Below are 13,203 nucleotides of genomic sequence, written 5' to 3'. Positions count from 1 at the left end.
GCGTTATTTTTTGTGGGATTTATTGATAGGAGTTAAAAAATGAGTGATGTGTCAATCCCTCTTACTTTCACTGATGCAGCAGCGAATAAAGTAAAAAATCTCATTGCTGGTGAAGACAATCCAAATTTAAAATTACGTGTTTATATTACTGGTGGTGGTTGTAGTGGCTTCCAATATGGTTTTACTTTTGATGAAAATGTGAACGAAGGTGATTTAACTATCGATAACTCAGGCGTTACACTTGTTGTTGACCCAATGAGTTTGCAATATTTAATTGGTGGTACTGTTGATTATACCGAAGGATTAGAAGGTTCTCGCTTTATTGTTGATAATCCAAATGCAACAACAACTTGTGGTTGCGGTTCTTCTTTCAGTATCTAATCAACATATCTAAGGCTATCAACTTGATAGCCTTTCTTTTTGAATCATAGAGGTGACAACATGGAATTCCAATTTTATCGAATTGATCGTCAAACGGTAAATGTCAGCTGTTCAATGGAACATGAAGCGGTTGCTCGTTGGGCAAATAGCGAGATTCAAGGTAATTTAGCAAAAATTGAGCAAATTCTTATGGCAATTGAACAATCTCGTACTCAACCTCATACCATAGATAAAATTATTTCAGGTAAAGAATTTTCATTACACATTAATGCCGATGAAATAATGGTTAAGGCGAATATTCTTTTTGATGAATCATCTTCTGATGAAATTTTAGAAGACGATTTGCAATTTTATGATGAAGAAAATATTGCTTTGTGTGGTGTTGAAGATTTTATTCATTTCTTAAATGCTTATGCACAATTTATTCAAGAATAATCTTTAATTAATAATTTGTTTTATTTTTAAGCACTTATATTGCATAAATGTAACACTATTGATTTTTTTCTGCGATTACGATCACATTATTAAACATTACTTCCTTTTTGTTTTTGAAGTCCAGTATTCATTTAACTATTATAACGCCGCCCTAAAGGGCTTTATAAAAATATAAATTAAATTTAAAAAGGTGTGTGTATGTTAAATGAGCAAACTGTAAATGAGTCTGTGCATTCTGCAACAGAACAATCTAAACGTTGGAATAAATTCGACATTGCTTGGATTCTTAACCTATTCGGTACTGCAGTTGGTGCTGGTGTATTATTCCTTCCTATTAATGCAGGTAAAGGCGGTTTTTGGCCATTAGTTATTATGACAATTATTGTTGGCCCTATGACTTATCTAGCACATCGAGGATTAGCAAGATTTGTCCTCTCTTCCTCTAAACCAGGTAGTGATATTACGGAAGTAGTAGAAGAACACTTTGGCAAAACTGCTGGAAAATTAATTACCCTATTATATTTCTTTGCGATTTTCCCAATTCTACTCATCTATGGTAATGGTATTACTAATACCGTTGATTCTTTTCTTGTAAATCAATTACAAATGGCTTCTCCACCACGTTTCTTACTCTCATTAATCCTTATTGGGAGCTTAATTGGAATTTTCTTATTAGGTGAAAAAGTAGTATTAAAAGTAACAGAATGGTTGGTTTATCCATTAGTCTTTATTTTATTTGCATTATCGGTTTATCTTATCCCTGAATGGAATACCAGTATGTTACAAGAAGTACCTACTGCAAAAGAATTTCTATTAACTCTTTGGATCACGATTCCAGTCCTTGTGTTCTCATTCAATCATTCTCCAGCAATTTCCTCTTTTGTATTATCCCAACAACGTCAATATAAATTTACTGATGTTGCCGAGCATCATGCAAGCAAGACCTTAAAAGGAACAGCAACTATTTTATTATTGTTCGTGATGTTCTTTGTTTTCAGCTGTGTACTCACATTAACACCTGAAGATCTTGCACTAGCAAAAGAACAGAATATTGCTATTTTGTCTTTCTTAGCTAATAAATTTGATAATCCATATATCTCTTATTTAGGCCCATTGGTTGCCTTTTTAGCCATCACCAGTTCGTTCTTTGGACACTATATGGGAGCACGTGAAGGTTTATTAGGTTTATATTTAAAATTGAAAGGCGAAAACTCATCACAAGTCAATTCAAATTCACGTCATTTAAACCTTGTCGCTGCTCTATTCTTCCTACTTTCTTTGTGGTTTGTCGCCATTATTAATCCGAGCATTTTAGGTTTAATCGAATCTCTAGGTGGTCCTATTATTGCAATGATTCTCTTTATTATGCCAATGTACGCAATCAGACATATCCCAGCAATGCAGCGCTATCGTGGCAGATGGAGTAATGTGTTTGTTGTCATTATGGGATTAGTCGCAATTTCTAATATTGTTTATAACCTTATTGCTTAACGAAAGTTGTAATTTTCGTTAAAATTCATCTCCTTGCCTTAGGTATGTTACCTAAGGCATCTTTTATAACGAATAATAATAAATTTGTGAGTATTTATGATTAGTGTGTTTGAAATGTACAAAATTGGCATTGGACCATCTAGTTCACATACGGTTGGACCAATGAAAGCGGGAAAACAATTTATTGATCAATTAATCGCTGACAATCAATTAATGCAAGTAACGCATTTACATATTGATGTCTATGGTTCACTTTCTATGACTGGACGTGGGCATAACACCGATATTGCAATTATTATGGGGCTTGCAGGCTATCTACCTGATAACGTAGATATTGATCAAATTCCCATTTTTATTGATCAATTAAAGCAACAAAAACAGTTTCCTTTAGCCTTGGCGACACATACGATTCCATTTGATTTCTATCAAGATATGGAATTTCATTCAACATTCTTGCCATTACACGAAAATGGGATGACGATTAGTGCTTATCATCAAGATCAATTATTAAAACGTGAAACCTACTACTCTATTGGTGGTGGTTTTATTGTTGATGAAGCACATTTTAATCAACAACAGGCGAATGAAAGTAATGTACCATTTCCGTATCAAAATGCGGCAGACCTTATTGATCATTGTCGTGAAAATGGTTTGGCCATTTCTGGTGTCATGTTACGCAATGAACATGCTTTACATAGCAAAGAAGCGTTAAATGCGCATTTGAGCAAAGTTTGGCAAACAATGGAAGCCTGTATTCAACACGGTTTATATACAGATGGATTATTACCAGGACCATTGAAAGTACCCCGCCGTGCAGCAAGTTTACGTCGTCTATTAGAATCTAATAATTCTCTTTCTAGTGATCCAATGAAAGTTATTGACTGGATTAATATGTATGCATTGGCAGTAAATGAAGAAAATGCAGCGGGCGGTCGCGTGGTTACTGCACCAACCAATGGGGCTTGTGGCATTGTACCTGCGGTACTTGCTTATTATCAAAAATTTATCGCACCAATCACAGATGAGGTACGTGATTGTTATTTGTTAACCACCAGTGCGATTGGTTCATTATATAAAATGAACGCCTCTATTTCAGGTGCGGAAGTTGGTTGTCAAGGAGAAGTAGGCGTGGCTTGTTCGATGGCAGCAGCTGGATTAACTGAAATTATGGGCGGCACGCCTGAACAAGTATGTATGGCAGCAGAAATTGCCATGGAACATAATCTTGGCTTAACGTGCGATCCTGTTGGTGGGCAAGTACAAGTACCTTGTATTGAACGTAATGCGATTGCTGCTGTAAAAGCGATCAATGCAAGTCGTATGGCGTTACGTCGTAACACACAACCTCGCGTTACGCTCGATAAAGTGATTGAAACGATGTACGAAACGGGCAAAGATATGAATGCGAAATATCGTGAAACTTCACAAGGTGGGTTAGCGATAAAAGTAATTTGTAATTAAAAATTTAAGGGAGCAAATTATATGCTCCCTTCTCTTTTCTTAATACAAGATTAAGATAACAAACAGTTTTTCTCTCCGCGAGAAAGGCTAATTAACCCAGAACGAACAACTTCCACAATCGTAGTTTGTTCTTTAACTGCACGAATAAAGGCATTTACTTTTTCGCTATCCCCACTTAACTGCACCGTATAAGTTTTTGGTGTAATATCAACAATTTGACCACGATAAATATCCGCCATTCGCTTAATTTCTTCTCGAATTTGCCCTTGTGCTTTCACTTTGATGAGCAGAATTTCACGCTCAACATGTTCAACATCACTTAAATTAATTACACGATAAACATCAATCAATTTATGCAGTTGCTTTTCAATTTGTTCCAATACTTGTTCATCACCGTATGCTTCAATTGTCATTCGAGAAAGTGTTGGATCATCTGTTGGTGCGACGGTCAAACTTTCGATATTAAATGCCCGTTGTGAAAATAACCCGATAACTCGTGATAATGCTCCAGATTCATTTTCTAATAATACTGATAAAATTCTACGCATTATGATCTCTCCGTTCTGCTTAAATACATTTCATTCATTGCCCCACCACGCACTTGCATTGGATAAACATGTTCTGTTTCATCCACTTTAATATCCACAAATACAACCTTATCTTTCATTGCAAGCGCTTGTTTTAATTTTTCTTCTAATTCTGCTGGTGAATTAATTTGCATACCAACATGTCCATAGGCTTCTGCTAATTTGACAAAGTCAGGCAATGAATCCATATAAGATTGAGAATGGCGCCCCGCATAAATAATATCTTGCCACTGTTTTACCATTCCTAAGAAACGGTTATTCAAACTGACAATCACAATCGGAATGCCATACTGCTTCGCGGTTGACAATTCTTGAATATTCATTTGAATACTACCATCACCTGTCACACAAACTACGGTCGCTTCTGGATGTGCTAATTTCACACCTAATGCAGCAGGTAAGCCAAATCCCATCGTACCTAAACCGCCAGAATTAATCCATTGACGAGGTTTAGCAAATGGATAATGTAATGCAGCAAACATTTGATGTTGCCCTACATCAGAAGCGATATAAGCATCCCCATTCGTTAAACGATAAAGCGTTTCAATCACTTGTTGTGGCTTAATCACTTCATTATTTGTTGTATAAGTTAAACATTTTTTCTCTTGCCATTGATGAATTTGCTGCCACCACTCTGCTAACTGTTGCTGTGCTTTTGCAATATCTTCATCCGTTAATAGGGCAAGAAATTCATCTAATACCATCTGTGCATCGCCAACGATAGGGATATTCGCAATCACATTTTTTGAAATAGAGGTCGGGTCAATGTCGATATGAATCACTTGGGCATTAGGACAATACTTAGCAAGATTATTGGTAGTACGATCATCAAAACGTACTCCAATACCAATAATTAAGTCACTATTGTGCATCGCATTATTAGCTTCATAAGTTCCATGCATTCCCAACATGCCTAAAAATTGTGGATCTTGTCCTGGGAAACCGCCAAGTCCCATTAATGAGGCTGTTACTGGAAGATTTAAGTGATGAGCAAATTTTGTCACTTTCTTTGCACAATTTGCAGTAATGACACCACCACCAATAAACAATACTGGGCGTTTAGCAATTTGAATCGCTTTTAATGCTTTTTTAATCTGTCCTTTATGACCTTGTAAGGTTGGATTATAAGAACGTAAATGCACTTCTTCAGGATAACTATAATTATATTTAATACTTGGGTTTAAAATATCTTTTGGTAAATCAATCACCACTGGGCCAGGACGACCAGTTGAAGCAATATAAAAGGCTTTTTTCATTACCATTGGGATATCTTCTGCTTTCTTCACTAAAAAGCTATGTTTCACTACAGGACGAGAGATCCCAACCATATCACACTCTTGGAATGCATCACTACCAATTAAATTTCCCATTACCTGACCTGATAAGACAACTAATGGCACAGAATCCATATAAGCTGTCGCAATTCCTGTAATGGTATTTGTTGCCCCTGGACCTGAAGTAATTAATACACACCCTACTTTCCCTGTTGAACGTGCGTATCCATCCGCCATATGTACAGCACCTTGTTCGTGACGTACTAGAATATGCTCTATACCGCCAAGCGTATGAATAGCATCATAAATATCAAGCACCGATCCACCTGGATAGCCAAATAAATATTCCACACCTTGATCTCGTAACGACTGCACCACCATTTCGGCGCCAGATAATTTTTTCATCTTTAGTTCTCCAGTTATTATTATTAATCATCTTGGTTACTATTTTTACTGCAACTTAGATAGCTTGTCTATAGCTATTTTTTATGTGATATGCATCAAATTTAGGATTTAACTCTAAAAAATAGCTGTTTTTAAAAATTAAATAAAATAGATTTCTGAAAAGATAAAAAAATACGGCATTAAGCCGTATTTTATAAAATTATATTTTTTATTTAATTTATGCTGTAATTGGTTGACGTGATCTAAAAATAAAGAATAACACTGCCAAAACAACCGCCGTTGTTACAAAACTAATAATAGCTGAGCTAGTAAATCCTAAACAAATAAAGCCAACAAAAGAAGCGACCGCAACTACGATTGCATAAGGCAACTGGGTATTTACATGATCAATATGATTACATTGTGCACCTGTTGAAGAAAGGATAGTAGTATCTGATACTGGTGAGCAATGGTCACCACAAACCGCCCCAGCCATCACTGCAGATAAACATGGAAGCATCAACGAAGGATCAGCATTTGCTGCCATTGCTGCTGCGATTGGTAGCATAATACCGAAAGTTCCCCAACTTGTACCTGTTGAGAAAGCCATTGCGATAGCTAGCACAAATAATAGTGCAGGTAATAATTGAGTCATCATATTACCGCTAATCAGACTGGCTAAATATTTACCTGTATTCACATCTCCTACAATCGTATTAATTGTCCAAGCAAAGAATAAAATTGTAATCGCTCCAGACATTGATTTAAAACCGATTAAAATTGCTTTGATGTAATCTGAAAAACTAATTCGATTAAAAATAAAGAGTGATGCAACAACAAAAGATGCCAAACTACCAACCACTAATGAAATACCAACGGTGGTATTTTCGAATGCCCCCAACACAGAGAAATTTTGGCCATTTGCGGCTAAAGCCTCATAACCCGTATACATCATCATAGCAACTGTACTAATAATTAATACGATAATTGGAATAATCAATCCTTTTACACTGCCCTGATTATTATTATCAATTACATTATCTTCTTGTTCTACCACTTCCATTGCTTTACGTTCATGTTTTGCCATTGAACCAATATCAAATGAAAAATAAGCCACAAAGAACACTGTAAATAATGCAAATAATGCATAATAGTTCATTGAACTCATTGCAACGAAAGCGCCCATTGGTGAGTAATCTGCAATCGCATGTGTCGTTAATAATCCAGCTACTAAAGTCATAATATATGCCCCCCAGCTAGAAATTGGCATTAATACACACATTGGTGCAGCAGTAGAATCCAAAATATAGGCTAATTTTGCACGAGAAACGTTAAATCTGTCTGTAACTGGGCGAGCAATTGCACCAACAGCTAAACTATGAAAATAATCATCAATAAAGGTAAAAAATACTAAACAAGCTGTTAATAGTTTTGCTCCTCTTCTACCTTTAATATGCTTTTGTGCCCATACGGCAAATGCTTGATTACTACCAGAAACCGTTAATAAAGAAGTTAATGCACCTAACATTAATAAGAAAATAATAATACTTACATTATTACTATTAATACCTTCTTCACCATAAACTAAAGAAAGCACACTATTTTTAATATAAATAACAGCATTTAATGGATTTCCATCTGTTAGCATTAATGCGCCAACAATAATCCCAACGCTTAAAGATAATAATACTCGACGTGTTATCATCGCTAAAGTTAAAGCTAATAAAGGCGGTACAATCGACCAAATAGAAGAAGAATAATCAATAAGTTCCATACGCTAACCTAATATAAAATTAAGAAGAGTCTAGCGAGTTATTTAGCGAAGAAAGGTTTCACAAAAGGAAGGATAATGGATAGATTAACCAGCCTAACTCGTAGCGCTCCATAGTTACACAAAATAATTACTATGACAGTATCGTCCCTTTCGGTAACGATCCCAACCAATTAAGATGACGCTTAATTGATTTCGGCGGTTATTCCTTTCCCTTCTCTTCAATGCAGTCAGCTCCAAGAAGATACTTATAATAATCGCACCTCTACTTCAGGTGGCTAAAAGATACAATAAGTGATAAAAAATGCAAGTATTTTAAATAAATATCCAATTAAAATATTAATATTGATATTTACTTTTAAATTATTTTTGTTAGAATTCATTAGTATTTTTATTAATCATATACTCTTAACTACATTTCTGAGGAGATTATTAATGGAAGAATTATTAAGAACACTAAATAATATTCGCTCTTTACGTCTTTTTGCAAAAGAAATACCTTTGGAACAATTAGAAACTATTTTCAGAAAATTCGAACTTGTTGTTCAAGAAAGAAAGGAAGAAGAGGCTCAACAACAACAAGTATTAGCAGCACATCAAGAAAAAATTGAAAAATATAAAGAATTACTTAAATCAGAAGGTATCTCTCCAGAAGAACTATTAGAAGTAATGAATTTACATCGTTTCAATCCATCACAACATAAAAAACGTGCTCCTCGTCCAGCAAAATATCGTTATACAGATTTAGATGGTTCAGAAAAAACTTGGACTGGCCAAGGAAGAACACCAAAAGCAATTCAAATTCAGCTTGATAAAGGTGCAAGTTTAGAAAGTTTTGAAATTTAATTTTTTTCCAAGAACCTATTTAATTGTCACTAAATAGGTTCTTTATTTTTATGTCTTATAAATTTTATCTGTAAATCTTTTTCAATTATTCATGCTATTTTCTAAGGAGAGATATATAGAATATTTTATATTTCATTTAAAGATGACTAAATTGTACTTATTTAATGTTTATTATTTATTTACATAAAAATCATAACATATTGATTTATACAAATATTCCTATTTGTTATATACTAAATTTTTTAGAATGAAGACTTTTTAAGCTATCAGTTGCCCCGCCCATTTTTTATACAGCTAGAAATCTTTTGCAAATTAATAAGTTACTTTTTGTCAATTGCACATCTCTCATTTCTGCATATTTTTCTGCTTGAGTTTTTATTGAAACACATTATATTGATGCAAAAATTTTTTCAGATACTATATATTGTGTTAGGGGCTTTTTAATGAATACATCACTCCGAGTTACTAAGCGCGATGGTCGTTTAGAGCCAATTGATTTAGATAAGATTCACCGTGTGATTACCTGGGCTGCAGAAGGCTTAGATAATGTGTCAGTTTCACAAGTAGAATTACGTTCTCATATTCAATTCTATGAAGGGATTAAAACATCTGATATTCACGAAACCATTATTAAATCAGCCGCAGATTTAATCAGTAAAGATACCCCTGACTATCAATATCTTGCTGCTCGTTTAGCAATTTTCCATCTACGCAAAAAAGCCTTTGGTCATTTTGAACCACCTCGTTTATATGAGCAAGTTAAGCGCCTTGTACGTATGGGGAAATATGATCAATCACTACTTACTGATTATACCCGTGAAGAATGGGATGAGATGGATACTTATCTTGACCATTGGCGTGATATGACCTTTTCTTATGCAGCAGTTAAACAGTTAGAAGGTAAATATTTAGTTCAAAACCGTGTAACAGGTGAAATTTACGAGTCTGCGCAATTCTTATATATTTTGGTTGCGGCTTGCTTATTTGCACAATATCCAAAAGAAACACGTTTGAGTTATATCAAACGTTTCTATGATGCAACATCAACATTCAAAATTTCATTGCCAACACCAATTATGGCTGGCGTACGTACACCAACACGTCAATTCAGTTCTTGTGTATTAATTGAATGTGATGACAGCTTAGATTCTATTAATGCGACTTCAGCCGCAATCGTAAAATATGTTTCTCAACGTGCAGGCATTGGGGTGAATGCAGGAGCAATTCGTGCATTAGGTAGTCCAATTCGTAATGGTGAAGCCTTCCATACTGGTTGTATCCCATTCTATAAACATTTCCAAACCGCTGTAAAATCTTGTTCGCAAGGTGGCGTGCGTGGTGGTGCAGCTACTGTTTATTATCCACTTTGGCACTTAGAAGTAGAAAGTTTATTGGTATTAAAAAATAATCGTGGCGTAGAAGATAACCGTGTACGTCATATGGATTATGGGGTTCAAATCAATAAATTAATGTATCAACGCTTAATTAAAGGTGGTGATATTACTCTATTTAGTCCATCAGATGTACCAGGACTCTATGCTGCTTTCTTCGCTGATCAAGAAAAATTCGAACAGCTCTATTTACAATATGAACAAGATCCTGAAATTCGTAAACGTTCAGTGAAAGCCGTTGAGTTATTCTCGTTACTTATGCAAGAGCGTGCGTCAACAGGGCGTATTTATATCCAAAATGTGGATCATTGTAATACACATTCACCATTTGATCCTGAAGTTGCACCAGTACGTCAATCTAATCTCTGTTTAGAGATCGCTTTACCAACTAAACCGTTGCAACATATTCATGATGAAAATGGCGAAATTGCCCTTTGTACACTTTCAGCTTTTAACTTAGGAGCTATTGAAAATCTCGATGAATTAGAGGATTTAGCAGATTTAGCAGTACGTGCTTTAGATGCTTTACTTGATTATCAAAATTATCCAATTAAAGCGGCGAGAATTGGTTCAATGGGACGTCGTTCATTAGGAATTGGGGTAATTAACTATGCTTATTACCTTGCGAAAAATGGGGTGCGTTATTCTGATGGTTCAGCAAACGATTTAACACATCGTACTTTTGAAGCAATTCAATATTATTTACTAAAAGCATCAAATCGTTTAGCGAAAGAATTTGGACCTTGTGAATTCTTTAACGAAACCACTTATGCAAAAGGTATTTTGCCTATCGATACTTATAAGAAAGATGTCGATCAGTTAACTAAAGAACCTTTGCATTATGATTGGGAAAGTTTACGCAAAGAGATCAAAGAGTTTGGTTTACGTAATTCAACATTGACAGCGTTAATGCCATCTGAAACATCATCACAAATTTCTAATGCAACCAATGGTATTGAGCCTCCTCGTGGTTATGTGAGTATTAAAGCGTCAAAAGATGGTATCTTACGCCAAGTTGTTCCTGATTATGAAAATCTAAGTGATCGTTATGAACTACTATGGGATATACCAGGAAATGATGGTTATCTACACCTAGTAGCGATTATGCAAAAATTCGTTGACCAAGCAATTTCTGCAAATACTAACTACGATCCACAACGTTTTGAAGATGGTAAAGTACCAATGAAACAGTTATTAAAAGACTTATTAACTGCTTATAAATATGGTTTAAAAACACTTTATTATCAAAATACTCGTGATGGTGCCGAAGATAGCCAAGAAGATCTTGATGATGGCTGTGCAGGCGGTGCTTGTAAAATCTAATCAAAAAGGTCAGTATTACTGACCTTTTTACTGTTTAATTCAATCTTGAGGAAAAACTGATGGCATATACCACTTTTTCACAAAATAAAAATGATCAGCTCAAAGAACCAATGTTCTTTGGACAAAATGTTAATGTGGCACGCTATGATCAACAAAAATATGAAACTTTTGAAAAACTGATTGAGAAACAACTCTCGTTTTTCTGGCGTCCTGAAGAAGTTGATGTGTCACAGGATCGGATTGATTATCAGGCATTACCTGAGCATGAAAAACATATTTTTATTAGTAATCTAAAATACCAAACACTATTAGACTCTATTCAAGGTCGTAGTCCAAATGTGGCATTGTTACCTCTTGTTTCTATCCCTGAATTAGAAACGTGGATTGAAACCTGGACATTTTCTGAAACGATTCATTCTCGTTCATACACGCACATTATTCGTAATATTGTGAACGATCCATCTATTGTGTTTGATGATATTGTAACCAATCAAGAAATTATCAAACGTGCTAGAGATATTTCTGCTTATTATGATGATTTAATTCGTGATTCCCAACTCTACTCGCTTTATGGTGAGGGTACTTATACAGTTGATGGTAAAGAATGTACCGTGACCTTACGCAATCTAAAACGTCAACTTTATCTCTGCTTAATGAGTGTAAATGCACTCGAAGCTATTCGTTTTTATGTGTCCTTTGCCTGTTCCTTTGCCTTTGCAGAACGTAAGTTAATGGAAGGTAATGCGAAAATTATCAAGTTTATTGCGCGTGATGAAGCATTACATTTAACTGGCACACAACATATTTTAAATATTATGGCGGCAGGACAAGATGATCCTGAAATGGCAGAAATTGTTGAAGAGTGCCAACAAGAAGCTTATGAGCTATTCGTTGCTGCCGCAGAACAAGAAAAAGAGTGGGCAAATTATCTCTTTAAAGATGGTTCAATGATTGGTTTAAATAAAGATATTCTTTGCCAATATGTTGAATACATTACTAATATTCGTATGCAGGCTGTTGGTTTACCATTACCATTTGCAACGCGTTCCAACCCAATTCCTTGGATTAATGCTTGGTTGGTATCCGATAATGTGCAGGTTGCTCCACAAGAAGTAGAAGTAAGTTCCTATCTTGTTGGTCAAATTGACTCAAAAGTCGATGTTGACGATTTTGAAGATTTCAAATTGTAACTTTTATCTTTAAAACTTAGGGCATGAATATTTATGCCCTTTGTAATTTTTCTTCAATCATCACCATTTCTTAACATAGATACTCCAATATAGTTGTGTTATTATTTGCACGCCTATGACTTATAGGTATTCTTATTGTTAATTATTAACTTTACAGGAGTTTGACTATGAAAAAATTATTTATTTCTCTTGCCTTATTAGGTACTGCAATGAGCGTATCGGCAGCTGATTTAGCCCCTTCTTGCCAAAAATATTTTGAGGAATATGAAGGTATGCTTAAAGCTATGCCACAAGCACAAGCGGACGCATATAAACAACAATATGAAGCTGCAAAACAACAATTCGCTGCATTACCTACAGCGGCACAAGATCAAAGTTGTACTCAAGCACTTGAGCAATTAAAACAATCTAAAGCAGCAATGGGTATTAAATAATAGTTAGATTAACTATATTTGTATTACCTCTCTCACAATGAATGTTGTCCCTCTAGTGGGGGGGGGTATCTAGATAAAAGCATCTCTGATTTTTTTCTTTTCATCATCAATCACTATCAATTTTCATCTCACCCATTATGTCTTACTTAATCAATAGATTTCTTTTGGCATATAGGACAAAAAAGTTGGTAAAAAGTGGTTTAAAAGCATATAGTACAAGGCTTTAAACCACTTT

General features: G+C 35.0%; 11 protein-coding genes and 1 riboswitch. Of the genes, 8 read left to right on the top strand and 3 right to left on the bottom strand.

What is annotated here, in order from left to right:
• The first annotated feature begins 39 nt into the window (after positions 1-39).
• The 4 genes from erpA to ACFFHT_RS09940 all read left to right on the top strand — a co-directional run bounded on the left by erpA (position 40) and on the right by ACFFHT_RS09940 (position 3,768).
• Positions 40-381 (top strand): iron-sulfur cluster insertion protein ErpA, encoded by a 342-nt coding sequence (gene erpA, locus ACFFHT_RS09955; protein ID WP_382375816.1) that lies wholly within the window; start codon positions 40-42, stop codon positions 379-381.
• Positions 382-441: 60 nt separating this feature from the next.
• The gene (locus ACFFHT_RS09950; RefSeq protein ID WP_382375814.1) at positions 442-816 is read left to right on the top strand and encodes a YacL family protein; all 375 of its coding nucleotides are present in this window, start codon (positions 442-444) and stop codon (positions 814-816) included.
• A gap of 198 nt (positions 817-1,014) precedes the next feature.
• Positions 1,015-2,307, top strand: a complete 1,293-nt coding sequence (locus ACFFHT_RS09945) for a serine/threonine transporter (RefSeq protein ID WP_382375812.1) — start codon at positions 1,015-1,017, stop codon at positions 2,305-2,307.
• 96 nt (positions 2,308-2,403) lie between these two features.
• Complete coding sequence (locus ACFFHT_RS09940; RefSeq protein ID WP_382375810.1) at positions 2,404-3,768, top strand: L-serine ammonia-lyase; 1,365 nt, start codon at positions 2,404-2,406, stop codon at positions 3,766-3,768.
• Positions 3,769-3,818: 50 nt separating this feature from the next.
• On the opposite strand, the gene ilvN is transcribed toward ACFFHT_RS09940, so the two are convergent.
• The 3 genes from ilvN to ACFFHT_RS09925 all read right to left on the bottom strand — a co-directional run bounded on the left by ilvN (position 3,819) and on the right by ACFFHT_RS09925 (position 7,787).
• Positions 3,819-4,316: an acetolactate synthase small subunit gene (gene ilvN, locus ACFFHT_RS09935; protein WP_382375808.1), complete on the bottom strand. Its 498-nt coding sequence runs from the start codon at positions 4,314-4,316 to the stop codon at positions 3,819-3,821.
• The gene (locus tag ACFFHT_RS09930; RefSeq protein WP_382375806.1) at positions 4,316-6,034 is read right to left on the bottom strand and encodes an acetolactate synthase 3 large subunit; all 1,719 of its coding nucleotides are present in this window, start codon (positions 6,032-6,034) and stop codon (positions 4,316-4,318) included. The genes ilvN and ACFFHT_RS09930 overlap by 1 nt, the downstream gene beginning before the upstream one ends.
• Before the next feature lie 217 nt (positions 6,035-6,251).
• A complete protein-coding gene (locus tag ACFFHT_RS09925; protein ID WP_382375804.1) occupies positions 6,252-7,787 on the bottom strand; it encodes a Na+/H+ antiporter NhaC family protein in 1,536 nt (511 codons plus the stop codon).
• A 93-nt stretch (positions 7,788-7,880) separates the two neighbouring features.
• Positions 7,881-8,060: riboswitch (Lysine riboswitch) on the bottom strand.
• A gap of 159 nt (positions 8,061-8,219) precedes the next feature.
• Here ACFFHT_RS09925 and ACFFHT_RS09920 point away from each other — a divergent pair.
• The 4 genes from ACFFHT_RS09920 (at position 8,220) to ACFFHT_RS09905 (ending at position 12,968) form a co-directional block, all read left to right on the top strand.
• Entirely contained in the window at positions 8,220-8,630 is a 411-nt protein-coding gene (locus ACFFHT_RS09920; RefSeq protein ID WP_382375802.1) for an H-NS family histone-like protein, read from the top strand.
• Positions 8,631-9,073: 443 nt separating this feature from the next.
• Positions 9,074-11,344 carry a class 1a ribonucleoside-diphosphate reductase subunit alpha gene (gene nrdA, locus ACFFHT_RS09915; RefSeq protein ID WP_382375800.1) on the top strand — a complete coding sequence of 757 codons (2,271 nt, stop codon included), beginning with the start codon at positions 9,074-9,076 and terminating at the stop codon, positions 11,342-11,344.
• Positions 11,345-11,403: 59 nt separating this feature from the next.
• Complete coding sequence (nrdB, locus tag ACFFHT_RS09910) at positions 11,404-12,534, top strand: class Ia ribonucleoside-diphosphate reductase subunit beta (protein WP_382375798.1); 1,131 nt, start codon at positions 11,404-11,406, stop codon at positions 12,532-12,534.
• A 167-nt stretch (positions 12,535-12,701) separates the two neighbouring features.
• The gene (locus tag ACFFHT_RS09905) at positions 12,702-12,968 is read left to right on the top strand and encodes a DUF5339 domain-containing protein (RefSeq protein WP_382375796.1); all 267 of its coding nucleotides are present in this window, start codon (positions 12,702-12,704) and stop codon (positions 12,966-12,968) included.
• Positions 12,969-13,203: the final 235 nt, after the last annotated feature.

The sequence above is a fragment of the Gallibacterium melopsittaci genome, from assembly GCF_042433085.1.
Taxonomy (GTDB): Bacteria; Pseudomonadota; Gammaproteobacteria; order Enterobacterales; family Pasteurellaceae; genus Gallibacterium; species Gallibacterium melopsittaci.
Note: the sequence above shows the minus strand (reverse complement) of the source record. Positions and strands in the feature narration are given on the sequence as shown.

What these genes read in the sequence shown, in the direction of transcription:
- erpA (WP_382375816.1), top strand. Translation starts at nt 40, where the DNA reads ATGAGTGATGTGTCAATCCCTCTTACTTTCACTGATGCAGCAGCGAAT.
- ACFFHT_RS09950 (WP_382375814.1), top strand. Translation starts at nt 442, where the DNA reads ATGGAATTCCAATTTTATCGAATTGATCGTCAAACGGTAAATGTCAGC.
- ACFFHT_RS09925 (WP_382375804.1), bottom strand. Translation starts at nt 7,787, where the DNA reads ATGGAACTTATTGATTATTCTTCTTCTATTTGGTCGATTGTACCGCCT.
- ilvN (WP_382375808.1), bottom strand. Translation starts at nt 4,316, where the DNA reads ATGCGTAGAATTTTATCAGTATTATTAGAAAATGAATCTGGAGCATTA.
- ACFFHT_RS09945 (WP_382375812.1), top strand. Translation starts at nt 1,015, where the DNA reads ATGTTAAATGAGCAAACTGTAAATGAGTCTGTGCATTCTGCAACAGAA.
- nrdB (WP_382375798.1), top strand. Translation starts at nt 11,404, where the DNA reads ATGGCATATACCACTTTTTCACAAAATAAAAATGATCAGCTCAAAGAA.
- ACFFHT_RS09930 (WP_382375806.1), bottom strand. Translation starts at nt 6,034, where the DNA reads ATGAAAAAATTATCTGGCGCCGAAATGGTGGTGCAGTCGTTACGAGAT.
- ACFFHT_RS09940 (WP_382375810.1), top strand. Translation starts at nt 2,404, where the DNA reads ATGATTAGTGTGTTTGAAATGTACAAAATTGGCATTGGACCATCTAGT.
- ACFFHT_RS09905 (WP_382375796.1), top strand. Translation starts at nt 12,702, where the DNA reads ATGAAAAAATTATTTATTTCTCTTGCCTTATTAGGTACTGCAATGAGC.
- ACFFHT_RS09920 (WP_382375802.1), top strand. Translation starts at nt 8,220, where the DNA reads ATGGAAGAATTATTAAGAACACTAAATAATATTCGCTCTTTACGTCTT.
- nrdA (WP_382375800.1), top strand. Translation starts at nt 9,074, where the DNA reads ATGAATACATCACTCCGAGTTACTAAGCGCGATGGTCGTTTAGAGCCA.